We start from the raw sequence: 22,587 nt of genomic DNA on the forward strand, positions 1-22,587 counted from the left end.
TGATGAAACTTCTCGTATGTGCTCACAGCCGTTCGATGCTCATGCCTGTTTTTAAGCTGCCAGCCATACTCTGCACTGACTCTAACCGTCTCAGCTTGCAGCGTGAACTTGAACGTAAGTACGGCGGACGCATGACCCTCGATGAGGCCTGTAAGGAAATTGGTATAAAACCCGAAAGCATCATTAAGAAGATCGGGCAACAAAGATATAGACACTATCAACTGTGCCAACAGCTTGAAAAAGCCAGGGTTTTTAAGGGGAAAAACTCCTTTTTTTGGACTGACAGGATAGCGGCAATTCTTACCAAAGGTAATGAAGATGAAATTCCAAAGTTTCAATAAAACAGTCATCGCTACCCTGGTATTTGGGGTGCTCTCTGCTCATGCGGTAGCAGAGGGTGGCAAAGATAATAAACCAAAGGCTTCCAACGGGCAGGTTACCGCTGGAGGTACCTCGTTTCTGGATGGAAAAGAAGAAGGCTGGTTCTGGAAAAAAATGCCTCCTGAACCGCCGAAAGAAATCGAACCTGAGACTACTGTTGCTAAAGCGGACAAAACCGTAGAGCAGGACAAGCAAATGCCTGTCCCTGAACCTTCCGTTGCGGTTACTCCTGAAGAGGGGCCTGAAGCCTTTACCGTGGCCTGGTACCGTGAAAACGTACAGAAATTACGTGACCGCGCAATTGACGAGCCAACCCAGGAAAACGTCCGGGCCTATTACCTTGCGCAGCGCATTATGTTGGACAAGGCGAGCCGGTTTACTGATATGGCGCGCTTAGTGACATCTACAGATCCATTGATTGATGAAAGCAGTCGTCGCTCTACGTCTACCTTCGGCGCTATGGACCAGTCTGCGGAGGCTGAAAAAAACTCACGGCTTGTTATAAAAGACATTGCCACACGCGCTGGGGTTTTCTTTTTCTTCCGTGGCGAAGATTGCTCAATCTGTGTGAAACAAGCGGCGATCATGAATACGTTCACTTACATGACCGGTATGAAAGTTATTCCAATTTCGATTGATGGTAAACCAATGCCTGGAAACATCATGGAGAACTGGCGTGCAGATACTGGTCAAGCAGCAAAATTGCAGATCACCAACACTCCTGCGCTCGCACTGGCTATTCCTCCAGAGGCAACGCGGATTCTTTCATTCGGGCCTCTCAGTGCCGATCAGTTGATATCCCGCACAATCATGATTGCACATGACTCGGGGCTCATCACCAACGAGCAGTACAAAAGCACGCTTCCATATAACGACAATGGGTATATCGATTCGAGCATCCTGAAAGATATGCCGGAAGAGTACCTGGAGAACTCGGACGACTTTATCAAATACATTCAGAAGAAATCTGGTTACGCAGCATCTACAAAGGCGAAATAACAGTAGCGGGAGTAACAAAAAATGGTTTTACAACATCAAAAATCTAAAGGGCTCAAACGCACTATCTTAGCAATATCGATTGCTCTGTCGGGTGTGTTCACGTCTTCTTCCAATGCTGCGGATATCAGTACCCAGCTCGATAGTATGTTCGGTTCAATGTCCAATGTAACTGGCGCGGGAGATTATCACAGCATTACTCGTGATGGGTACACTGGTGGGGGCTTTGTTCTCCGAAATAAACTAAGAACTCTTACGCCAGTCACAATCGATCTTCCTGCCGCGTCGGGCGGCTGTGGAGGGATCGACCTTTTTGGTGGGTCTTTCTCATTTATCAATGCCGAGCAGTTTGTTCAGATGCTACGTAACATCGCCGCTAACGCGGCTGGTCTGGCTTTTCAGCTGGCACTTAACGCAATGGATGCAGTTCTGGATAATGCCATTTCAAAAATGCAGGCTGTTGTTCAGCAAATGAACGATCTGACCGTTAACTCCTGCCAATTAGCAAAAGGATTACTGGTAGATACAGCTTCCGCATTTGGTGAAAATGCCAAAATGTCCGTGTCATCCCAACTCTCGTCTGATGGTGTTGTTGACCAGTTCAAGGCAATGTGGGGTAACTCAGGTGGTGGTGAAGCCCCAGAGAAAGTCAAAGGTGATACAGGGAAACGTAAGCCTTGTGGCGACTATGGCAACCTCATGTGGTGCTTGCTGCAAAATGGACAGTTCTCATCTCAATTCGAAGGCTCTGAGCAACAACAGAAAGAATTGGTTATGTCTCTCACTGGTACGATTATTGTTGGAAAAGATATCAGTACAGACAAAGACGGATCCATTAAAAAAAGCGTTGTTCGACTTGGCCCTCTGGCAACTAGCTCCGTGTTGGATTCTATTATTCATGGTGACCCCGCCTTCCATATGTGGAGTTGCGTAAACCAAACCGAAACGTGCGAAAACCCAGTGCAACAGCAAATTGGCTTGAATGGCGTTGCTAACACCATTAATAAATTCTTCATTGATGATGGGTATCTGGTTTCGGCAAAATCGGGTGGTGAAGTATCTAGAGAGCGGCATGAACAGGCTGGGTATTACAACGTTGGTGGCGCTGGTAATAAAGCTATCATTTTGGCAAGGCATGACCTGAACGCCAGTCATTCGTATATTCGAGCCATCTCACCTGTCCTATCCTACTCGGCTGCGAATCAATACCTCAGTGATCTACTAACGGCCGCAGCAACAGGGGCCCGTATGGCGCAGTCTAACGATGATTCTGCTTCAGCTTACTACGAAGAGATGTATAAGTTGATAGAAGATGCGCGACGTAATTTGGCAATTTCCTATAGCACATTAGCGGCCAGATACGGCGGTGAAGAGAAGATCCAGGAAACCTTCCAGTCCTACATGCAATCCCTGCCTTTAACTGAATATCAAGGTGAAGGGTCGGTAGACGGCGCACTCTAAGAGGATATGAGTAAATGACTCAGTGGAACGTATATACCGTTGGTGACATTGAATTTATGCATAATGTTTTCAACGCAGTTGCAATGCTAATGAATAGTGGGATGTTCTCAGATCTATTTCGCATTGCTGCATTGTTAGGGGTGATCGGGATTGTTATTTCATCGGCTATTTCAGCAGGTAAAACCGTCTCCTTCCAAAACATGGCCGTCTGTATTGTCATGTATATGGTGTTCTTCCAGGTTTCGGCTCGTGTCAACATCGAAGATGTTACTAGCGGACGTTTCCGTGCAGTTGATAACGTTCCGGCAGGCCTTGCAGCATCGGCCTCCATCATATCCACTGTCGGGTATTCAATTACAGAAAAAATGGAGCAAGCATTCTCCACTCCTTCAATGACTGAGTATGGTGCATTGGATCCATTGGTGGCAATGACGTCTCTTTATGACACATTAAAAAACCCAATGCGCTGGTTTTTAGCCAACGAAAAACCGCGTGTAGATTTCGCCAGAAGCGTGGAAAGTTATATGAAAACCTGCGTGACTAAAGATGTTATTCGGGGGGCGAAAACCTACTCAACTCTTTATAGAGGCACTCAAGGCGTGCAAGGGCTGAGATCTGATGACCGCTTCCAGCACGTCGTGCTTTATGATGGCAATATGGTGGGCTGGGCTCCAGGAATGGAAGATATGAAAGGTGTATCTTCACAATATTCTTGTGCAGATGCTTTTGATAAATTGATCATGCAACATGCATCCTCTTCTGACATGTTCCGTAAAGCCTACCAGCGTTCTTATGCCGCTTTGGGCCGGACTTGTCAGGGCGATGGTGACGTCTGTAATACGAGCAGAAAAGTTCAGGAGATCATGAATTTTTACAACCTAAGCGGTACAACGATGCGTGATTTCCAAATGACGATGATCATGTACCCCTACCTTCGTGATGTGCCTAAGTATGGATATGAAGCCTCCTTCCGAGGTGCCGCTGCTATCACCCGAACTCAAACGCAAACCCAACAAGCCTTCCAGTGGGCATCCTCCGGCGCGTCTTTCCTGTCTTGGATGGCGGCGTTTATGCCAATTTTCCAAGGGCTAATCTATGCTCTTACGCCATTCATGGCCTTTTTATTCGGTCTGGGCATTATGGGTGTTCGCTTGGTTATGAAATATTTTCTGGTCATTATCTGGACTCAGACTTGGATGCCACTGGCAGCAGTTGTAAACATGTACGTGCTTGTTCACACTCAAACTAACTTGTCTGCCATTTTCAATGGTATAGATCCGATTTCATTCGATAAGCTATATCTGATGCTATTTGAAACTCAAAAAAGCATCGGCCTTGCTGGGAATTTATATGCGATGATCCCTGCATTGGGTGGCTTTATCGTATGGGGTAGTTCGGTCGCCTTTAACTCACTGGCAAACTCCGCCGCTGCGCCTCACGCAGCTGATACCAAGCAGATGGCTCCTGATGTATCGAACGCGCCAGCCATGAACAACCGAAGCGCTGATGTGAACTTCGATCGCTCCAGTGGGTCTGTCATGGGTGGTGCATCTTCCGCATTGCCTAAATTTGATATGAAGCAATCTGCTTCTACTAACCTCGCCAGCGCTAAACAGAACGTCGAGTCAGCCTCGGTTGAACGCTCTGCATCAGAAGGGAAAATGTTCCAAGAGGTTGCTTCCAACATGCGAAATGGAACCCAGTCTCAACAAAGCCAGGATGCCATGCAAGCTGCTTTGGGTTCTCTAACCTCTTCCCAGCGTTCGTTTGTTCAAGATGTCGCTTCGCGTAACGGGACTTCCGAAGCTGAAGCATTGACAGCTTTGAATATGGGCTCTGTTCAAGGTAGCGCTGAGGCATCTGCTGGTTTGAAAATTGGAGGGTCTGGTGCCTCAGTTTCTGGGTCGGCATCCTTACAGCGTAATGAGTCAGCTTCAAAAGGTAAAACTCACACGGCGGACGCGAGCTACTCAAGCAGTGATAACGCTTCAAACAGTGACGCGCTAAGCTCGCAACTCAGTCAAATCAGGTCACAGTCTTCAATGGCTTATTACAGCAGCATGCAGGCAGCAGGACAAAGCACTGCGGCAACCCAACAATACGGTGAAGCTTATAAAAAACAGGAGTCGGCTCAAAAATCCTATTCTGAAGCACAACAGTATTCGATGAGTAGCTCTCTGGGCCAAAACATGAACTCAGCACAGATTGCGCAATCCATTGGAGGTAGCAACGAAGCTCAAGCCGCACTAACTCAGGTATTGGCTGGTCGCGAAGACTTATCTCAGCGGATCAACGAAGATACAGCACGCCTCTCTTCACTAGGGATGACACAGGAAGATGCGCATACATTCGCTCAGTTCAGCGCAGCGGCTTCAATAGGTCAAGCTGGCGAAGTAGCTAAACTGTCAGGTTTCGTTAGTGGAGGTTCGCAACAACCAGAGGTCAGCGCTGATGCTGCCAGGGCAAACCAAGGGATCGCAGCTAACGCAGAGCAAGCCGAAGCGCATATCGATAGTATTGCTGGTGGTGTTAATAATGGTTCAAGTTCTACCCAGGGTCAGGCAGCAGCAGGCATAGCTGGTAATTATGCCCAATCAGCACCAGGCACAGCCCAGGGGCACGTTATTGATCAGCATTTCGATAATAAAGGACAGGTTGAGAATCATGAATCCCGTTCAACCCAAGAACTCAACACTATGAGAGGCAATGCTGCACGATATGAACTGGTGAACAAATCAAATTATGGAATGACGGGGGATGCGATGCCTAAGGTTCAAAGCGCCTTAGACAAGGTTTCAAACGGCATTAAGCCGGGGGGGTTCTCTTATCAGGAAGGTTACGGTCAGGGACAGGAAATGGCTTCTCAAGTAACTGGTGTTGGAGGTGAAAGAGGCGAATACGCTAAAAATGCCATCTCACACTTGTACGGTACCGTCAAAGACAAAGACAATACGCCAGAGCAAATGGAACACGCTCGTATTCAGGCCTTCCACGCTGTCACCCTCGCAACCGGCGGTGAATATGTGAACGGTAGGCTTGAAGGCGGCGATCAGCAGCTAGCAATGGCGATTATTGGCAAGGTAGAATCCACGAAGAGCAACATGCATCGTACTGATGCTCATGTCGTAAAAGAATCTGTCGAGGCGCTGATGTCTGATAACGAGAAGAAATAACCCTTAACATACAAAAGCCTCCAGTCGGAGGTTTTTTTTTGGCCTAAAAAACTCAACCGATATAGAGCATATAAGCAGCGGGAACGCTGAGTACCAGCCAAAACATGCAAAGCGCAATGTCTCTTTGGATCCCCGGTGGTTTGGGTGGTGACTTTTTCGTGCTTATTGGAACTCTGTGAACCACAATGGGGGGTAGATAGGCTACGCCGTGTGCGCCAAATGTACTCATGTTTTACTCCCAAATATCAGTAAAAGAAAAGCACCTCGTTTTGCTGCCCTTCTTTGTTGCCCGTATACGTCATTGATTTATGCTTGCTCAATGGCGTCTCTATGCATTGATTCTCTCACAGTTCTTTCAGGTGACGAAATTTTCTGTGATACGCCTAGCCATCAATGCCTGCAATCTACAAGGTGATTACGAATGATAACCCTTTTTAGGAAAAATTGGTTTTCAAAAACGGTCTGCACGTTGTTCACGATGAGCCACTTGGGTGTAGCGATGTATGCCCCCTACGCTTACTCGGCAAACTCGGCAGCAAATGCTCAGTCAGCGGTTGAATTCTATAAGTCTCTACCCGGTCTTTCTGCAAATAGTAACGGCACTGTTCAGTATGGGGATGGTGAGGCCGTTAACTTAAATAACGTGTATCCTGGCGAGGCGTCATCCACCTCCCTGGATCAGCTGAAATCCGTGTATGGTAATGATGGTGAAACCCAAAAGTTAGGCTTTGATACTGGTTCTGCACTTGCCTCTGAATCGTCATTGCGAGGCGAAGCCTATCGCGCCGTTTCAGGCTCAACGAAAACGACTGCAAAACTGAAAGCCACGGATTCTATCTTTGACAAACACAAAGATTTCTTGGCGAACCAGGATAAATACATGCAGGATCTGGATGACTGCTCAATGACCTCCGAACTGAATACGGACGGTGTTAAGCAACACATTCCTGATTATAAAGAGTGCACTCGCACCACCAGCGTCAGTGGCACCTATCGTTTAACCCACCCTTACGTGGCAGGCTTCCTGAGCCATAGCTCCGGTTCTGCCAACATTGAAGGTTGCGGTGAAGCCTGCGTAACTCTTTGGGTGGGTAGAGTCGGCGATAACTACTGGGATGGTCGTTGTAAAATATATGAAGAATATACAGGTGTTCGCGTTTACAACCCGCAAGCCATTTCCAGTGCAAAACTGACTTACGCAACCTGGGATGATTATATGCAGATCTACCTTGGTGAGAAAAAAGTATTTGCGGGCCCTGTTGCAGGAATGAAGGATGCAGGTACTGATGGGAAATACCGACCTTGGAACTACAGCAAAGGTGAGTTATTCCCACCAGAAACCGAAGGGCCTTGCGAGTTGGATACCAGTTGGCGTGTTGATCCACAGGCTGACGTGACTCAGAACTTCCAGGAAGTACAAGACGGCGATGAACTGATTTTCAAAACACGCGTTTCAGTTTATGGCAATGGTGAAGGCTATGCGAAATTGGAAGTTCGCTACGACCCATCTAAGGCCGTTAGCAAAGATGAATGGATTGCCGACAACCAAGAAGGGTTCAATACTTTTCTGGATGCAGTCAATCAGGGTTATTGCCAAAACTATTCGGTCACCTGCAATGAAACAGTCACACCTGACGCGAATGGCTGCGCTTATATCAATGGGGTTACTGTGTGCGAAAAGGATCTTAAAACACCACCGATCGGCGGGCTTTCCCCATTCTGCCGTAGTGCAACCGTTGTATCTAACTGTGGTACTGATGCCGGAGTGAATAACTCATGCAAAGACTTTGATAATAACAATGCCTGCAAATTTATTAAGTCTTCCTGCATCACAGGCGCAGCTGGTGGGCAAAGCGGTTGTTGGCAAGCTTCTGAGACCTGGGACTGCGGTCAAGATGTTACAGTGCCAAGCACTACACAAACCGAGACTTACCAGTGTGCTGGAGCGGTGCAGTGCATCAACGGTACCTGTTTAACGCCAGAATCGGAACCTAGTGGAGACTTCCAAACGGCAGTCGCAATGCTTCAAGCGGCGACTTACGCGGTTAACGAAATGACCTGCGGTGATGAAACTATCAACGTCAATCGCACTTGCACCTTATTCAAAGGTGAAGCTGCTACTTGTAAATCAGCACTGGGTGGCTGGGTCGATTGCTGCAACCAGCCTGTTGATGTCAGCTGGATTGAGTATCTTCAGCTAACCTACTACACCCTGAAAGTTTCAGATGCGCTGGCCGTTAAAGCGGGCATGTTCGAGCAAGGTAAAGGCATGTTCGACATGGGTTCTGAATTGGCTAACAGTGCTATTGATGCAATCACTAAACCTGCAATGTCTGCACTGGATAGCTTAACTGGTAATGCAGGGTCAGCGGTTGCAGATAAAATTGCAGATCTCGGTATCGGAGAAATGATGGATCAGGCGGTGGGCACTTTAACTAAACAAGTTGCTCAATGGACTTTGGACACCTTTGGTTCGAGCGTAACAAATGCGTTATTCCAGGCCGGGGGCACAGCTGCTGGGTCAGAATCGGTTGCTGCGGTCGGGTCCGACGGCGCATTAGCCAGTTCTGTAGAGCTGTCTTCCACCCTTACTTCCGCTATTTCCGTTGTCGGTTATGCCTACATGGCATATCAGGTTGCAAACATCTTGGTAAACATCATCTGGGCTTGTACAGCAGATGAATTTAAGCTTGCTGTGAAAAAAGAAACCAAACTTGCGACCTTCATCGATAGCTGGTGCCAATCCAAAGTGTTAGGGCAGTGCATTGAAAAACGGTCAAGTTACTGCACGTTCAACTCACAGATTGGGCGAATTTTCCAAGAACAAGGGCGCGCCCAGTTGGGCATTGGTTGGGGTGATAACAAGAATCCGGATTGCCGTGGCTTAACGTTGGAAGAGTTTGGTCGAATTGACTTCCAAAAAGTCGATCTGTCGGAATGGATTGGTTCACTTTACTCAGCCGATTTACTGCCAACGCCCGAATCAGTCAATCTCGACAGCATTACCGGTTCAGGCAGCATTCTCAACGTTGACGGTAAACGTAAAAACAGCCTCGACCGTTTCAAGGATGGCGTTGATAGCGTTGATATAAATGACCTGAAGGATAAAGCAGGCGCTTCAATACAAGTGCGTTAATCATAAAAAACCCCGCTCAGTTTTGGCGGGGTTTCTACTTTCGTCTGTAATATTAGTTTTTGAATTCAAGAACCTTACCGTTGTAAAACACATACGGAGCATGCTCTTGGGAGGCTGGCACAAACAGAGCTCGTTTTGCACCAAGGGCCACAGATAGTTCCTTCATCAATGGCATGTTTTCTTTTTTCGCCGCAAGATAGAAGAAACAGGCCGATGCGTACCCAGAGCGATACTCTTCAGGGCTGACTAAAACAGGCGGTTTTGGTAGGTGCCCGGTTTCTTTAGCTTTACTTAACGAGAACCAACTCCAGCTCTTGTCCTGCCCGCATAGTTCATATTCATTAAAACCTGCCATTTTAGGGGCGAAGGTTTTAAAGGCTTCAAACATTTGAGACTGATCTACTTCCCGGTCTCCCCCTGCCCAGGAACCGAATAAAACAACCCCATCAGTATAAGGCTGAGGTCTTTTCGCGGTTAAAAAACCTGTTAAAGCAATGAATGGATCTTTAATAGCCAACCCACCAACAACATCTGCCGTACCGGCACCTGACCGTTGAGTTTTGGCAACCTCTCCTGCTCTTACTGGATTCTCAAGTGGGAGAATACGCCCGCCGTCAACCAGCTTGTTATAGATGACATAATTATCACCTGCATCTGTAATTTGGCGCATCTCCATTGCACGGGCAAACTGTAAAGCCTCCGACGGATTGGTATCCACCGGCATCGGAACAGGTTTAGAAGCACAGCCCGTCATTGCCATTGCCAGAGTAATCAAAGAAGCGGTCAGAATCTTTTTCATGTTCGGTACCTTATTCGTAGAGTTGCAGGTAAGTAGTTTTTCGTGTTGAGAGCATAGTAACCCCGCCATGACAGCTGACGAAGAAATCTGGCTAAAAAAAATCCCCTATTGTTTAAATAAGGGATCTAACACTGTGAATTTGATTTAAATTGAATCTTTCCAAGCGGTTAGCACTTGCTGGTGGCTGCATGTCGCATCTTTCGTGCAAGGTACTTTAAGGGCTGGTTCGAAATTTCCCGGAATAAATTCCCCTTCCAGAGGGGGGATTTCTGTCTTCAGTTCCGGGTCGTAGAAAACAAAAGGTGCATTCACTTTGTTTACCACCCATCCCCAACCAACAGAATCTGGAATGATATACCCCGCCGTGGAGGAAATGTCTTTCACGATCAGCCGTTTCTTGAACTCGCCAAACTTCGACTTGCAAAGCTCGGGCGAGTCCAGCTTTTGGCACAGATTCACGCGCATATAACCGGGAGCAACCAACTGGCTGCCAGGCAACGTATGAAAAGTGCATCCCTGCAAAGCTAACGCTGTGAATATTCCAATCAAAGTTCGCGTTTGCATTAATGAGCCTTATCTTCGCAGAACGGGCACTTATGCTTTTTATTCGAACGATCACCATCAAAGGGAGTGATAAAGGACATTTTACAATGTACGCATTTCACCATTCGGATCTCATCAGAACGGAAGTCACGCGCCAGTGTCCAGGCTTCGTTCGGATGAAGCATAACATCCGCCGCAATAGTCGGTCTGAATCGCATATTTAACTCGCGATACACTTCAAACGAATCGACCACTTCACTGATGTCATCCTGATTGCTAGGGTCCTTCGCGCGACGTAGATAGATGCTCATAAAGTTGGTTGCCTCCATCTTTTTTGGCTGCGAAGCCAAGAAGGTTTCCGACAGTTTCAAGCGTCCGATTGCCACTTCTTCCTGACCGAACTGTTTTTTCAAATGGTCAATGAGTCGGTCACTTGCATTAAGCGACGTGGTAATGATACGACGACGGAAGCCCAGTTTGACCATCCGCTGTGCCAAAGCAAAAATGTCTTCATCTTTTACGAGTGCGGCTTTCATAGATCTGTGCTCCAATGTTCAAAACGTAATTGCAAATAAGCTGGCAAAGTCATGTGCGGGTTATCACTGCCAAAAACAGAGCTCCACTCCCCAGAAGCGAGCTCCCGCAGCGAACGAACCGGTTTGATATACAGTTCGCCCTTGATGATGGCGTCAATGGTTTGACTATCGTCAAGCCGCTCAATGAAATTCAACGCTTCATCGGAGCCCAACCAGTAAAATGACTCGGCCAGCGTGCCGTTGAGAATTTTCACCCTGATGCTGTACACGAGAAGTGCAAGCCGAAGAATATAGGAGTCATGCCGGACGAAGTTATCCACTTCTGTAAGTTTGCGTCCAGGCATGTAGTCAACTATAAAAACAGGTACGTTGTATGATTTAACAGATTTTGTCAGCTGCGCTAGAAGGTCTTTGTCTTTTAACACTAAGCGATCATCTTCAGACAGAACAAACGGACTGCGGAAAAAAGATTGCGCGCGTGTTTCCAGTGAAGCAGCGCAGCTCAATAGCGATATGTTTTCATTAACCATTTTCAATCAGCCTCTTCCAGATTCTGAGCACATTCGTACCGTACCAACGCGCTTTGTCACGCAGTTCCGGGTTCGGAGTGTGATAACTACCTATTGCTAAAACGATGTCATCTGGGGAGTTTTTGATAGCGTTACATAACACTTTCGCGCCAACCCGAATGTTAGTGTCTACATCCAGAAGATCCTCTGGCTTGCTGACATACTTCCCGTTCCAGCGATAGTTGACCTGGGCGATACCGATATCGGTTACTTTAGATGCGGCTATGTAGCGCTTAAGCGCGCGCTTCGCATCTTCGTAGTTTTTTGGATAGTAGGCACCGTAAACTGCATTATTCAGTGCCCAAGGGCTTGGGGCGACATAACCGCCGCCACCGGCACGCTGTTTGCTTTCCCACAAAGCAACGGCGTATAAGAGATGCGGGTCCAGACCGCATTCATTCTTGGCATGTTTTTCCCATGCCGTTCCTTTCAAATCAACCACCCCAGCTTGTGCCGGGAGTATTTGAGATGAGAGGATTACTGCTGCCACACTGGCGCTTAACAGTAATTTACCCATTTTGTTTACCCCTAACCCAACAGAGTGGCTTAGCCTAAGCGGAACCGCTTACGCGGCAACGCGGTCTCTGTATGGATCGATTTTTCAGCGTTAACATAGGTATCCCTCTCAGTAGATTGAGTATCTACTGATACCGACAATGTATTTTCGCTTCCTGCCTCGCTCTTCATCAACACCGCCCCACGCGGCTCCGAAGACTCAATATTGCTTCCTGGTATAACGGATACTGCTTCTACTGCTTTTGATGCCAACGGCTGAGCTACTTGCTGCTTTGCTAACTCAGGTTGGTTTTCAGAATAAGACGATTGTAGACCGGTCCCCACCGGCGACGAAATATTCTGCCCTGTTTTTCCTCCTTTTGCCAATTTTTGTGAGCGCGGCTTCTCGCTTACCTTTCCTTTCTTGTAGATGTTGGGCGTTGCCTCACGCCCTAACCCTTCAAGATAAGCCCTGTTCGCCAGGGCAACCAGTGCGCTACTTCTTTTGCCTGGTGGACAGGACTCAAGGTACGCAGCGAGCTCGGGACAAAGAATGTCATTAATCGTCACCCGTAACTGCATTACGTATCCTTATCCGTTATTCGTCACCGTAGATGACGGTGTCAACGCCGTAGTTCCAGAAGCCAATTGCGTTGCTTGCGACCGGATTTGGGCTCGTTACAATACGGGCATTCTGGAACGCTTCGCGCACGGCCTGCTCATAATAAGGAGCTCCACCACCAGCGGTCACAATGATGTGAATAGCCCCTAACGCACGGACATTTTTGCGCAATTCTTTTACTACGCCACCAGCGATTTGCGGAATAACTTTGCTTAGCAGCGGTTTTACTTCAATGTGGCGGGCACCATTGAAGAACGAAGCCGCATCTTTGCGTAACGCAATTTCGACCATTTCAGGAAGATCATCACGCCGCTCATGCGGGTTTTCTTCATTGAGAGTGCGAACAATTCCTTCAATGATCGTGCTGGTGGCTTTCAGTGAAGAGCCGCTGGAGCCCATCACGCGGCTACCATTACTGAAGGCCACATAGTCCATCGAGAAAAAACCAGGGTCGATGACCAGAATATTAGATTCTGACAGTTCATCTTCACTGATAAAGCCTTCGCGGTTCGCGACATCGTTGATAACACCAACACCTTGCGGGATTACCATCACTTGCTTGACCGTCACTTTTGTGGACGGATTAATCGTGAATGTACCTGTCAACCTGGCGACCAACTTGGAGCGCTCGTTATCATCACTGGCGAGCCTTACAGGCAAACCAGTTACCAACAGGTCAATGGTGCTACCGACCTTCTCGGCAATTTTTGCCAACGAGCCAAAGTACAGCGCCAAGTACATTTCCGTGGTGTGATAACTGTCATGTAGTTCACGCCCATCTGGACGATCAGTAAATGCTCGCCACATGTTTCCGTTCGGGTAGACGGTGACTTCGTGGTCACGATTGCGCTTCACCAGATTTACATCCTCTTCTTCTTCCGTGGTGGCATACGCTGGGAAGATTGAGACGTCTGGTACAGAAGCAAAAGCATCGCCAGTCGCAATTTTGACGTTGCTATAACCAATGTCCACACCACATACGATCGCGTTTTTCTTACTCATTTGTTAACCTTTTATTAACACAATTACAGCTTGTGATACCCTTCCGTCCCCCCCATCCTTGCCACTTCATGCTGCTAACAAAGTGAGACAGTCGAGATATCACCCCGAAAAATTCGTTCGCCCCGAGACAATCGGAGCACATCATAGCCATTCGAAAATCACAAAACATCCTTTTTCATCGACAAAACGAGGACGAAAAAGGACATGATTTACGGCTATATTTAGCCAATTTTTAAGGCCAGATTTAGCCTTCATTCATGGCCTTTTTTATCCCTGATTTACGGCTAGATATGGCCGTAAATCAGGGCTATCGACTTAAAAATAATTCTTGTTTTTGGTACGGATTACCCCTCTCGTTTTATCATGGGGATAACCGCTGACGAAATTAACTAACCCAAATACAGGTCAGAAACTCACCGATTGAACCAAATTATTTTGAGTGGCAACACCTGCTAATCTTCATCTCTTTTCCACGATGTTTCGGCTGTTACCAGGATAGATTTTGATGGGACGATTTCGATCGCAAGCCGGAAAAGCGCCTCGTTTCGGGGACGAAAAACCTTGAGTTGATGTGCTGTTTTAGTGCTTAGTGTGCCTGGTGACTGGATTACGTAACGACTATTGAACTCTTATGCCTTTCTTTTCGCCATAAGAGTGTTAATCAAGGGAAATGCCACAAGATCACTCTGCTGCCATATTATATACGGGGTTAGTTAAAAGGCAGTGATTTAGCCTCTTTGCCCCCCAAAATCGCAGTCTTGCTCAAAAAGGTATTTTCATGTGTTCACCCAACAACTCTGATGCCTTTCTTTTCGCCATGAGAGTGCAAAAGAAGAGAAACAGTCCATGAGATCACTAAGGCGGCGTAATAATATTACCGCTTTTTTTGGGGGGGCTGAGTTTTTGAACCTATTTAGGGTGTTTTTGCTTTAGCCGGAAGAGATCTCATGTGGGGTAATAATAGGGGTTCCGTTTTTTTGGTCTTTTTGAATTTTTAAAGTGAGGGTAACTCTATGGATGTGGAAAGCTACATCAAGCATCTGGAGGAAAGCGTCAAAGCCTTGGACAGATCGGCTGATGTTTTGACTGCCGAAGCAACGACGCTGAGAGAAGATTTTTGGAAGCTGGCAACGGCCGGTGGTGAAAAAGCGCATTACTCATTCAACGTTGTTAAGCAGGGTCCATCCGTTCGGATCCGCTGGGCGAGGATGACTCCATTGCGAAAGGCGGGAGGGGAAATTGCAAGGGTGGTTCCGAAGTATTTGAAAGTGAACAAAGGGGAAAGCTATCCAGCGAAAGTTTTCACGGATGCTACACCCCGTGAATTGACGCTCATTGTTACTTACGAACCGCAGCTGAGTTTGATCCGTTCTGAGATGAAAAAGAACCGGGCAATTCGCCAGCTGTTATCCCGGCGGATAACAGAGAGTAGGAAGCAGCTTTAGCGTGGGGTTATAGCTGCGTAAACAAAACGACCGGTATGGTTAAAATCAACTCAAGAGGAATGTTGAGAATGTCTCACGAAAACGTTAACAGACACGCAACAATTGCAATCAGTGAAGTGTGCGCAAATTTCACCCGCAACCTGGGTACAAAACACGAAGAGTTACTTTGGGGACTAAAGGCGACCCATGAAGTTTTGGACGGTACTGTCGAAACGGTAATGACAATGGCGAATCACAAAAAGATCGCGGCCGTTAAGGTGTTGGCTGATACCAATAGTGATCTGGCTGCACTTGAAGTATTTGCGAAGGGTCTGCAACGCAACACTCTGGTGTATATCCATCATGCTGATGAATGGGATCAGGACGTTCTCTTGAAGGTGATGGCATTGTTCGGGGCGAGGGAATCGAAATGCATGCTGGGCTTCACTGAGCCTTCACGCTTGTGCTTCGGGATTTACATGTTCCTGGTCAGCTATCAAGTTGATGCTGAGAACAAGGTCTCCCGCTGGTCTCTCAATATGAGCGCGCCAATCCATGAGCTTGCCTCTATGAGCTAACTTAACGCATCGCCATAGCACATCTGAAGCCGGGCACCGTCCCGGTTTTTTACGCCTAATTTTAAACACGTCTCCCTCTGTAAAGTGAGCCTTCAGGCGATCAGTTAGTGAGCCTTTAGGCGACTCTCGGGCTTTCAACGGGCGCTGGGGTATCAAGAATGAATTCGGGATGGCCGGGTTTGTTTTTTTTGCGGTGACTATTTGCGATCGGGAAAGGTGGGAAGGTAAACGAAACAAGAAGGAGCGATTTTGTTTTTGTTTTGTTCTCGATGTGAATGTAATTCGGGTAAACAAAGTGAGAATGAGGTACGGAAATGGCGCTTTGTTTTTTCTCAGGGATTGCGGGCAATGATATGGGTGGGATTGTTTAGGGTGTTGAGTTAGAGCACTTCGCGGGTCGCGGATGGCGGGTTCAGTATGAGGTTTAGATGAGCAGGATGCCTCGAATGATTTTCCTCCGGGGGTTGTTGAGGGGTGTGAATGCATTTTGGATTTTTGGAGTGAGTTTCCTCCGGGGGTTTTGGGGTTTTTTACGGTTTATTCCACTGGGGGTGTTAACGGATTTGGTTTTGAGTCCGTCCCAAAACGGGCGCAAAACGAGGCCGATAACCTTTGCCTGATTTTTTTGGCTCCCGTACTCTTTGAGTCGTTTCTCGGGTGTGAAAGAGGGTTCAGCTTTCCACCCGGTTATTTGAGAAGGAAGCCCTGAGGGAGAGTTTTGGGGGTCCCCATAGTTCACGCTGTTGAAAAGTGTGGAGCCGAGCTTGTCGGATGCGGCGGAATTGCCACAGAGCGATCGGCGCAACGAGCATCTGGGGTGGGAGAGCGCACAGAGGTAGTTGCGTTGACGTTGAGCCTGGCGCTGGTGGATGAGATAGGTTTGGTGAAGTTACTTTGTGATTTCGCGGGCAAGGCATTCAGTGACGAAATTGGATACTCATCATTGGCTTCGTTAAGCAATTTCGTCACGGAGCGTATGGGTCTTAATATTCATCTGGTGATGTTGTGTCACAAGGTGGGTCACTCTGTCGGGGGCGAAGAAAGTGGCTTTATCGCGATTTGGTGATGAGGCTGGGCAGGGTTTTAAAGTTCTGAGTTTTGCTCTCGTTATCCGTGGGGGATGTCGAGGGCTCAAGTGATTGGATTGGCCGATCACGAACTAACAATCAACGAGGGGTAAGCATGAGCATCGAAGCGGCAAAGGCACCGAGTGAGTCTGGATTGTTTGGCACTAAAATACCGGCACCGGGATCTCTGTACTGGTTTAACGTATCGTTACTGTTTCTGGTTGTGGCGGGGATGAATGCCCTGGCTGATGGAGCGTTTCCGAGCCTGTTTATCTGTTTCGCTTTATTTGGTTGCGCGGTGTATGGGTGGCTAAGGCCATTGACAAACGGAGAGCAACGTTTGGTATCCGTTCCTGGTTTTCTGTGTTACGCCGGTTGCATGTGGGCGATCATGAACATTCAGCAGCATGTACTGCATGAACCAATTGGGTTTACTGGAACCATGTGTGTGGTGTTGAGCTCGTTCGTCGGGTTCTATCTGGGTCGCTATACCCGGATTGGGCGTTTCTCGTTGAAGCCTCTGACCGAGGAATAACGCGAGCAATATGCTGGATTTGAAACCGCCTTCACTTGGGCGGTTTTTTCATTTTGGGAACCGTGAACAGGAAAATAACTTGTTGTTCTCCTGTGAGGGGTTGGCCGAGAGAATCGCTGGCAAGTTGTGTTAATCCCGCTTTGTCGGAGGGTGCTTGGTGGTAGGATTGACCACAGACAAGAAAACGACACAGGAGAAGCGTATGGAGTTGGCAGGCAAGGTAAAAACGGCAAATGGTTATGCGCATGTTTCAGTGGAAGCGAGCTTCAGCCGATCGGTACATGGTGAACAAGTAGAGTTTCTGGTTACCCGCTCCATGAATGACCATCACCTGGTGGTCACCCATAAGCTGTCTGGCCGCATGGTGTGCCCGATCGACTTCCTGGCAACGGCATTGGAAGGGGCTGAGTTAGCGGGCCGTAAAGCGCTGGACTCGTTCTTGTTTGGTGTTGGGGAAAAACGTTTTATCGACGCCGTGAGTCGCTCCACGGCGTCGTAAAGTAGATCGGAGAAGGATCGGGATCCCTTCTCATTCGCCATGAAAACGTCTCAGGGCGACTTTTTGATTTAAATCCACATACGATTGCACTGGAAACAAAGAAACGCCTCTGGGAGCCGCTGAGGCGTTTTTAGCACATTTTAAGATCCCTTGGTTCAGTATCACTACATAGGGTGGAATTATGTCTGGGTGTATCCATGCAGTACATAGCAAAAAGCGGATTGAAGCCACCAGCGACGTGAGTACCATCCTCGAACGACTGGAGTCAGTAGGCATTGTGGTTGAGTATCAGTGCCGGGAAGGTTACTGCGGTTCGTGCCGAGTGTCTTTACTGGCCGGTACGGTGGAGTATGTGACTAAGCCCCTGGCCTTTGTGAATCCAGGCGAAGTGTTGCCTTGTTGTTGTCGTCCCCGAACTGACGTTGAGCTGGATATCTAATCGCTTCCGTCTGTTCCGTTCGATAATTCATACACGATATGATTAAGCGCCACCAGCAACAGTGGCGTTTTTTTCTGGTATCTCTCATACGTAATCAAGCGCTCTCACTTACCCAAAAAAGACGTTCTACTGTGGCCGCTCGCTATTCGTCAGCCAAATGCACCGTGCTAGCTTTGTTTTAAGATTAACAACCGGAGTATTTACGATGGCACTCTACGACCCCTCTCAAGGTGTTCTCCTTTCCATCCGGGATGACCGCTTCAGTACCATTCGCCCAATCATGCGCCCAGTAGTTCTATTGGTCATTGCGGTGCTGGTGGTAAAGCTGTCTATGTGGATTAACGACGGCAGTTCCTCTATGCCGATGACATCACTCCCAGCCATTTCCTTCTCGCTGATCGGTAGTGGGGTATTGGTATTTGCTCTCTTTGTTATGCGTATACAGCGGCGTGCTCGCTATCACCTCTATCTCGATTCCATTCTGGAGGAACAAATCACATTGCAGGCCGGTGACATGGATGCTGATTCTCAAAGAGAGATTGAGGCCTGGCAACAAATTCAGAAGAGCAAAATCAGTCAGTAAGCAGTAAAGACCCGTTACAAGTTGGCTTTAAAATCTGCGCGTTAAAGCGTTTATGAAATCGGAGAGAAGATGACTTTGCCGAAGTACACTAAACAGCAGCTTGAATTCCTTCAGGCAGATACGTCTGGTAATTTGACTGTGTTGGAGCGGTCGCTGGTGGCGCAGTTGTTGGCAGCTATGCACGTACAAGTAAAACAAGGCTCCGCCCCGGATTGGATACTGACCCACAGCGGGAAACGTTTTTCGTTCCAAGATATCAACCCTGATGCGATTAATATTGAGGATATCGCGACGGCTCTGTCCAATATCTGTCGTTTTACCGGTCACCTGGATCAGCATTACAGCGTGGCTCAGCATTGCGTGCTGGTCAGCCATTTGGTTGAACTGTAGTGGTCAACTAAAATTGGCCACGGTTTTAGAGTTTTTCCGGTATTGGTTTTCTGATTCGTTTGGTGGTAATCCACCGTTATATTCATGCGGCCTGACTTCGCTGTAATACCCGACGATATAATCCGTTATTGCATGGGCTGCTTCACTGAAGCTGATGTAGCCGGTCACCGGCACCCACTCATTTTTCAGACTTCTGAAGAAGCGCTCCATCGGGCTGTTATCCCAGCAGTTACCACGCCTACTCATACTTTGTTTTATCCGGTATCGCCACAGTAACTGTCGGAACTGCCTGCTTGTATAGTGGCTACCCTGATCACTGTGGAACATGAGCCCGGATGGCTTATTTCGTATTTCCCATGCCATTTTCAGCGCTTTGGTTGTCAGTTTGCTGTCCGGAGAAAATGACATTGCCCAGCCCACGGGTTTCCTTGCGAACAGGTCGAGTACAACGGCCAGGTATGCCCAGCGTTTACCGGTCCAGATATACGTTACGTCGCCGCACCATACCTGATTGGGCTCTGTCACTGCGAACTGTCGCTCAAGGTGGTTCGGGATAGCAATGTGTTCATGACCGCCACGTTTATACCGGTGAACAGGCTGCTGACAGCTCACCAGCCCCATCTCCTTCATTAGCCGTCCGGCAAGCCATCGTCCCATCCGGAAGCCCCTGTGTGTTGCCATTACAGCGATACTTCTTGCACCTGCTGAGCCATGACTGAGGCCGTGCAGCTCCTGAACCTGACTACGTAATACGGCTCTCCTGCCGTCCGGATTGTCAGGCCGGTTTTCCCGGTATCTATAGCTGCTGCGGTGAACTCCGAACACGCAGCAAAGAGTGGCCACAGGATAATGCGCTCTGAGTTTCCCGATCACCGAGACCTGTTCAGGGAGTCTGACATCAAGAGCGCGGTAGCCTTTTTTAATATTTCGTTTTCCATTTCAATACGTTGAATTTTTTTCTTCAGCTCACGTATCTCAATTTGTTCCGGCGTGATAGGGGATGCTTTCGGTGTTTTGCCTGCCCGTTCGTCCCGTAATTGCTTTACCCACCGCGTCAAGGTGGAAAGCCCGATATTCATGGCTTTCGCGGCATCTGCAACTGTATAGTTCTGATCCACAACCAGCTGGGCTGATTCACGTCTGAATTCTGCACTGAAATTTCGTTTTTTCATTAAGGCACCTGTGTTGTTCTGAGGTGAGCATATCACCTCTGTTCAGGTGGCCAAATTTATTAAACCACTACAAACCGCATCTTGCGTTCGAAGCCTTGATGCATGATGCCAGTGAAGCATACTGCGGTGATGTGAGCAGCCCTCTTAAAGCGCGCTTGCCGGACTACCGTGAAATCGAAGGTCGTGTCGATCGCGCTATTCGAGCAAAGTATGGTTTGCCGCTGGTGGAGTCGCCGGAGGTGAAAGTGGCTGATTTGCGTATGCTCGCAACTGAAATGAGTATGTTCGGCCGACATGGTGCCCAGGCGTTTCCGGATCCCGCTAAATATCCACCAGCGGATTTGATGGGGTTACGACTTCTCCCGGCGGAGGAAGCCCGCGTTGCTTTCCTTCAACGTTTCGAGTTGCTTTACCCTGGCGGATAACCCAAAAAAACAGAACCGAGGTATATCAGAAATGATATGCTTCGGCAGATTATAATCCCAACAGGTTAATATCCAATGAAAAGATTGCTTATTTTATTGTCGCTGACCCTTGCGTTACCTACATTGGCTCAAGCTACTACGGCTGAGGGTGAGTTGCCAAAACTGCATCTGAACGAAGAGAACGAGCACATCGCTCGCAAGGTTGCATTTGATTATTTAGCAAATGCAAAGATTTTCATTTCCCAGGGTACGGTTTCTAAAGACACGTTAACCTATGAAGCCATCATTGCAGACCAGAGATGTACCATTGAAATGGAGTTAGAGACCCTCCCGGTTCAGCGCTGGCTCGTCAAAAAGCTCGACTGCAAAAACTGAGATCTGCTGCGCCATTCATATCGGCAGACCTAAGCATGATGTGGTTTGCCAATCTCTTTGCAATTAATCCCCGTTTTAACACCTTCCAAATTTGTCGTCCTTTTAACTTCGTCAGCGGTAAAGGTCATGGTTAACTATTAACACAAAAATAATTAACACATGGAGTTACAATGTTAAATCTGATTGCTCACCTGGCAGAAAGTGGTCATCAAGTTTGGTTCGGTGAAAACGATACTGTGACGGTGACACAGGTTCGTGGTGATTCGCGAGTGGTTCTTGAAAGCATCCTCGCTAAGGAACCAGCGGCCATCCTGAATCTGTTATCCCGTTATGGGGCTAGCGTTAAGGCTGTAGATGATAAACTGCTTATCTGGCGTGACGTAGATGGTGATGACTGGGCCTGCGATCGTGGTCACCTCTATCGTGGCATCAGAGGTGAATATGGTGTTCGCTGGGAAGTGAAGCTGATACATGGCATCAATATCCACTCCCCATTCGATGCCGTGTTCTGGTTTGCTATACCTTGGGCGTCCCGCGTTGATGTGAACGTCCATTTCTCTATCGGTAATTCGCTCCTGGTTGCCGCTCCGGCTTACATCACCCTGAGCGGCCAGTTGGACAAAGAACAAGTTATGGCCTGGGTGAAACTTTCCGGAATGCAAAATGCCACCAGCATTACCGAACGGTAATACGCCATCTAAACTATGGGGGGATCTCCCCCATTCTGTTTTGCCCTCCCCTCTCAAAAAAATATCTTTTTTTCCTTCGATTCGCTTCGTCAGCGGTTACCCGTGGGTGATACTGTTTTTAGAGGCAGTAAACAAAACGAATAACAGTTATCGAGGTCATTACTATGAACGCTATCAACCAAAAACCAAAACGCCCGAGCCAGACTCCGGCTCAGTTCATGCGCATAGCAAACGAGTCCGACCTGTTCAAGAAAGGTCGCACGTTGTGGTACCACTACAGCAGCAGCTTTGGTTATGAGCGTGAGCTGGTTCGTTCTAACACTCAGCGCCTGGCGCATGGCAGTGGTCTGCCGGTCTCGTTCGTTGAGCGTGCCATCAACCATTATCTGACCCACAGATCCACCAGCGTAAGGACAAAAGCGATGAGCGCAATCAACGGTACATACTGGGTCAAGAACGGCCACACATTTGGTTATACCTTTCCTGAGCAACCGAACATCTTAGGCGTTCTGGCAAGCAAGCCGCAGTTAGGTGCGTGCCTGTCTATGGAGCCGCAGCTGATCACCCCATCGGATGACATGCGTAAGGCCACCGTGCAGGACTTCGATTTTTTCCGCGTTGTCGTCCCTTCGGACTTCAAGCCTGAATAAAACCCTCGGTGCTCTTCGGGGCACCCTGCATTGAGAGTTACCTCCATG

Annotated in this window: 24 protein-coding genes and 1 pseudogene; 17 read left to right on the top strand and 8 right to left on the bottom strand. The window is 48.0% G+C overall.

Going from position 1 to position 22,587, the window contains the following annotated elements:
* Window positions 1-2: 2 nt before the first annotated feature.
* From M1F05_RS22230 to traN, 5 genes are all read left to right on the top strand, one after another.
* Entirely contained in the window at window positions 3-341 is a 339-nt protein-coding gene (locus M1F05_RS22230; RefSeq protein WP_166268095.1) for a hypothetical protein, read from the top strand.
* Window positions 319-1,380, top strand: coding sequence for a conjugal transfer protein TraF (gene traF / locus M1F05_RS22235; protein WP_237072361.1), 1,062 nt, complete (start codon window positions 319-321; stop codon window positions 1,378-1,380). Before M1F05_RS22230 ends, traF begins: the two co-directional genes overlap by 23 nt.
* Window positions 1,381-1,401: 21 nt before the next feature.
* Window positions 1,402-2,838 (top strand): conjugal transfer protein TraH, encoded by a 1,437-nt coding sequence (locus M1F05_RS22240; protein WP_042847221.1) that lies wholly within the window; start codon window positions 1,402-1,404, stop codon window positions 2,836-2,838.
* Window positions 2,839-2,852: 14 nt separating this feature from the next.
* Entirely contained in the window at window positions 2,853-6,011 is a 3,159-nt protein-coding gene (locus tag M1F05_RS22245) for a conjugal transfer protein TraG N-terminal domain-containing protein (RefSeq protein ID WP_052219375.1), read from the top strand.
* 421 nt (window positions 6,012-6,432) lie between these two features.
* Entirely contained in the window at window positions 6,433-9,147 is a 2,715-nt protein-coding gene (gene traN, locus M1F05_RS22250) for a conjugal transfer mating pair stabilization protein TraN (RefSeq protein ID WP_196053746.1), read from the top strand.
* Window positions 9,148-9,199: 52 nt separating this feature from the next.
* Here the strand turns inward: traN and M1F05_RS22255 are convergent, their stop codons facing one another.
* The 7 genes from M1F05_RS22255 to M1F05_RS22285 form a co-directional block, all read right to left on the bottom strand.
* Window positions 9,200-9,946 carry a hypothetical protein gene (locus M1F05_RS22255; protein ID WP_042847220.1) on the bottom strand — a complete coding sequence of 249 codons (747 nt, stop codon included), beginning with the start codon at window positions 9,944-9,946 and terminating at the stop codon, window positions 9,200-9,202.
* A 144-nt stretch (window positions 9,947-10,090) separates the two neighbouring features.
* On the bottom strand, window positions 10,091-10,510 hold the full coding sequence (locus M1F05_RS22260; RefSeq protein ID WP_042847219.1) for a hypothetical protein: 420 nt from the start codon (window positions 10,508-10,510) through the stop codon (window positions 10,091-10,093).
* Complete coding sequence (locus M1F05_RS22265) at window positions 10,510-11,025, bottom strand: FlhC family transcriptional regulator (RefSeq protein WP_042847218.1); 516 nt, start codon at window positions 11,023-11,025, stop codon at window positions 10,510-10,512. The genes M1F05_RS22260 and M1F05_RS22265 overlap by 1 nt, the downstream gene beginning before the upstream one ends.
* Window positions 11,022-11,555 carry a hypothetical protein gene (locus tag M1F05_RS22270; RefSeq protein WP_042847215.1) on the bottom strand — a complete coding sequence of 178 codons (534 nt, stop codon included), beginning with the start codon at window positions 11,553-11,555 and terminating at the stop codon, window positions 11,022-11,024. The genes M1F05_RS22265 and M1F05_RS22270 overlap by 4 nt, the downstream gene beginning before the upstream one ends.
* The gene (locus tag M1F05_RS22275; protein WP_042847212.1) at window positions 11,548-12,111 is read right to left on the bottom strand and encodes a transglycosylase SLT domain-containing protein; all 564 of its coding nucleotides are present in this window, start codon (window positions 12,109-12,111) and stop codon (window positions 11,548-11,550) included. Before M1F05_RS22275 ends, M1F05_RS22270 begins: the two co-directional genes overlap by 8 nt.
* A 29-nt stretch (window positions 12,112-12,140) precedes the next feature.
* Window positions 12,141-12,671: a hypothetical protein gene (locus M1F05_RS22280; RefSeq protein ID WP_237072363.1), complete on the bottom strand. Its 531-nt coding sequence runs from the start codon at window positions 12,669-12,671 to the stop codon at window positions 12,141-12,143.
* 16 nt (window positions 12,672-12,687) lie between these two features.
* The gene (locus tag M1F05_RS22285) at window positions 12,688-13,713 is read right to left on the bottom strand and encodes a ParM/StbA family protein (protein WP_042847207.1); all 1,026 of its coding nucleotides are present in this window, start codon (window positions 13,711-13,713) and stop codon (window positions 12,688-12,690) included.
* Between the two features lie 1,013 nt (window positions 13,714-14,726).
* On the opposite strand from M1F05_RS22285, the gene mobI reads away from it, so the two are divergent.
* From mobI to M1F05_RS22325, 8 genes and pseudogenes are all read left to right on the top strand, one after another.
* The gene (mobI, locus tag M1F05_RS22290) at window positions 14,727-15,158 is read left to right on the top strand and encodes a conjugative transfer protein MobI(A/C) (RefSeq protein ID WP_042847206.1); all 432 of its coding nucleotides are present in this window, start codon (window positions 14,727-14,729) and stop codon (window positions 15,156-15,158) included.
* A 68-nt stretch (window positions 15,159-15,226) separates the two neighbouring features.
* The gene (locus M1F05_RS22295; protein WP_042847204.1) at window positions 15,227-15,715 is read left to right on the top strand and encodes a hypothetical protein; all 489 of its coding nucleotides are present in this window, start codon (window positions 15,227-15,229) and stop codon (window positions 15,713-15,715) included.
* An 844-nt stretch (window positions 15,716-16,559) separates the two neighbouring features.
* A complete protein-coding gene (locus M1F05_RS22300; RefSeq protein ID WP_191901263.1) occupies window positions 16,560-16,781 on the top strand; it encodes a hypothetical protein in 222 nt (73 codons plus the stop codon).
* 116 nt (window positions 16,782-16,897) lie between these two features.
* Window positions 16,898-17,317: a hypothetical protein gene (locus M1F05_RS22305; RefSeq protein WP_144139060.1), complete on the top strand. Its 420-nt coding sequence runs from the start codon at window positions 16,898-16,900 to the stop codon at window positions 17,315-17,317.
* Between the two features lie 202 nt (window positions 17,318-17,519).
* Window positions 17,520-17,816 carry a hypothetical protein gene (locus tag M1F05_RS22310; protein WP_042847195.1) on the top strand — a complete coding sequence of 99 codons (297 nt, stop codon included), beginning with the start codon at window positions 17,520-17,522 and terminating at the stop codon, window positions 17,814-17,816.
* A gap of 181 nt (window positions 17,817-17,997) precedes the next feature.
* Complete coding sequence (gene yfaE, locus M1F05_RS22315) at window positions 17,998-18,255, top strand: class I ribonucleotide reductase maintenance protein YfaE (protein WP_080750913.1); 258 nt, start codon at window positions 17,998-18,000, stop codon at window positions 18,253-18,255.
* Between the two features lie 205 nt (window positions 18,256-18,460).
* Window positions 18,461-18,838, top strand: coding sequence for a hypothetical protein (locus tag M1F05_RS22320; RefSeq protein ID WP_042847192.1), 378 nt, complete (start codon window positions 18,461-18,463; stop codon window positions 18,836-18,838).
* A gap of 177 nt (window positions 18,839-19,015) precedes the next feature.
* Window positions 19,016-19,219: pseudogene (locus M1F05_RS22325) on the top strand (hypothetical protein); the annotation flags it as partial.
* A 12-nt stretch (window positions 19,220-19,231) separates the two neighbouring features.
* On the opposite strand, the gene M1F05_RS22330 reads toward M1F05_RS22325, so the two are convergent.
* Window positions 19,232-20,400, bottom strand: a protein-coding gene (locus M1F05_RS22330; RefSeq protein WP_094963266.1) for an IS3 family transposase whose coding sequence is annotated in 2 segments (ribosomal slippage) — window positions 19,232-20,151 and window positions 20,151-20,400 — 1,170 coding nt in all. Because the reading frame shifts where the segments join, the coding sequence is not laid out codon by codon here.
* A gap of 98 nt (window positions 20,401-20,498) precedes the next feature.
* Between M1F05_RS22330 and M1F05_RS22790 the strand changes: the two genes are divergently transcribed.
* From M1F05_RS22790 to M1F05_RS22350, 4 genes are all read left to right on the top strand, one after another.
* On the top strand, window positions 20,499-20,825 hold the full coding sequence (locus M1F05_RS22790; RefSeq protein ID WP_370661374.1) for an HD family hydrolase: 327 nt from the start codon (window positions 20,499-20,501) through the stop codon (window positions 20,823-20,825).
* Between the two features lie 75 nt (window positions 20,826-20,900).
* Window positions 20,901-21,200 carry a hypothetical protein gene (locus tag M1F05_RS22340; protein WP_042847189.1) on the top strand — a complete coding sequence of 100 codons (300 nt, stop codon included), beginning with the start codon at window positions 20,901-20,903 and terminating at the stop codon, window positions 21,198-21,200.
* A 170-nt stretch (window positions 21,201-21,370) separates the two neighbouring features.
* Window positions 21,371-21,889 carry a hypothetical protein gene (locus M1F05_RS22345; RefSeq protein WP_042847185.1) on the top strand — a complete coding sequence of 173 codons (519 nt, stop codon included), beginning with the start codon at window positions 21,371-21,373 and terminating at the stop codon, window positions 21,887-21,889.
* A 164-nt stretch (window positions 21,890-22,053) separates the two neighbouring features.
* On the top strand, window positions 22,054-22,539 hold the full coding sequence (locus tag M1F05_RS22350) for a hypothetical protein (RefSeq protein ID WP_237072366.1): 486 nt from the start codon (window positions 22,054-22,056) through the stop codon (window positions 22,537-22,539).
* The last annotated feature ends 48 nt before the right edge of the window (window positions 22,540-22,587 follow it).

Origin of the sequence: Providencia sp. PROV252, from assembly GCF_033676005.1 — a bacterium.
In the GTDB taxonomy this organism is placed as follows: Bacteria; Pseudomonadota; Gammaproteobacteria; order Enterobacterales; family Enterobacteriaceae; genus Providencia; species Providencia vermicola.

Coding starts and splice junctions, on each gene's coding strand:
- M1F05_RS22230 (WP_166268095.1), top strand. CDS start 3: ATGAAACTTCTCGTATGTGCTCACAGCCGTTCGATGCTCATGCCTGTT.
- traF (WP_237072361.1), top strand. CDS start 319: ATGAAATTCCAAAGTTTCAATAAAACAGTCATCGCTACCCTGGTATTT.
- M1F05_RS22240 (WP_042847221.1), top strand. CDS start 1,402: ATGGTTTTACAACATCAAAAATCTAAAGGGCTCAAACGCACTATCTTA.
- M1F05_RS22245 (WP_052219375.1), top strand. CDS start 2,853: ATGACTCAGTGGAACGTATATACCGTTGGTGACATTGAATTTATGCAT.
- traN (WP_196053746.1), top strand. CDS start 6,433: ATGATAACCCTTTTTAGGAAAAATTGGTTTTCAAAAACGGTCTGCACG.
- M1F05_RS22255 (WP_042847220.1), bottom strand. CDS start 9,946: ATGAAAAAGATTCTGACCGCTTCTTTGATTACTCTGGCAATGGCAATG.
- M1F05_RS22260 (WP_042847219.1), bottom strand. CDS start 10,510: ATGCAAACGCGAACTTTGATTGGAATATTCACAGCGTTAGCTTTGCAG.
- M1F05_RS22265 (WP_042847218.1), bottom strand. CDS start 11,025: ATGAAAGCCGCACTCGTAAAAGATGAAGACATTTTTGCTTTGGCACAG.
- M1F05_RS22270 (WP_042847215.1), bottom strand. CDS start 11,555: ATGGTTAATGAAAACATATCGCTATTGAGCTGCGCTGCTTCACTGGAA.
- M1F05_RS22275 (WP_042847212.1), bottom strand. CDS start 12,111: ATGGGTAAATTACTGTTAAGCGCCAGTGTGGCAGCAGTAATCCTCTCA.
- M1F05_RS22280 (WP_237072363.1), bottom strand. CDS start 12,671: ATGCAGTTACGGGTGACGATTAATGACATTCTTTGTCCCGAGCTCGCT.
- M1F05_RS22285 (WP_042847207.1), bottom strand. CDS start 13,713: ATGAGTAAGAAAAACGCGATCGTATGTGGTGTGGACATTGGTTATAGC.
- mobI (WP_042847206.1), top strand. CDS start 14,727: ATGGATGTGGAAAGCTACATCAAGCATCTGGAGGAAAGCGTCAAAGCC.
- M1F05_RS22295 (WP_042847204.1), top strand. CDS start 15,227: ATGTCTCACGAAAACGTTAACAGACACGCAACAATTGCAATCAGTGAA.
- M1F05_RS22305 (WP_144139060.1), top strand. CDS start 16,898: ATGAGCATCGAAGCGGCAAAGGCACCGAGTGAGTCTGGATTGTTTGGC.
- M1F05_RS22310 (WP_042847195.1), top strand. CDS start 17,520: ATGGAGTTGGCAGGCAAGGTAAAAACGGCAAATGGTTATGCGCATGTT.
- yfaE (WP_080750913.1), top strand. CDS start 17,998: ATGTCTGGGTGTATCCATGCAGTACATAGCAAAAAGCGGATTGAAGCC.
- M1F05_RS22320 (WP_042847192.1), top strand. CDS start 18,461: ATGGCACTCTACGACCCCTCTCAAGGTGTTCTCCTTTCCATCCGGGAT.
- M1F05_RS22790 (WP_370661374.1), top strand. CDS start 20,499: ATGCATGATGCCAGTGAAGCATACTGCGGTGATGTGAGCAGCCCTCTT.
- M1F05_RS22340 (WP_042847189.1), top strand. CDS start 20,901: ATGAAAAGATTGCTTATTTTATTGTCGCTGACCCTTGCGTTACCTACA.
- M1F05_RS22345 (WP_042847185.1), top strand. CDS start 21,371: ATGTTAAATCTGATTGCTCACCTGGCAGAAAGTGGTCATCAAGTTTGG.
- M1F05_RS22350 (WP_237072366.1), top strand. CDS start 22,054: ATGAACGCTATCAACCAAAAACCAAAACGCCCGAGCCAGACTCCGGCT.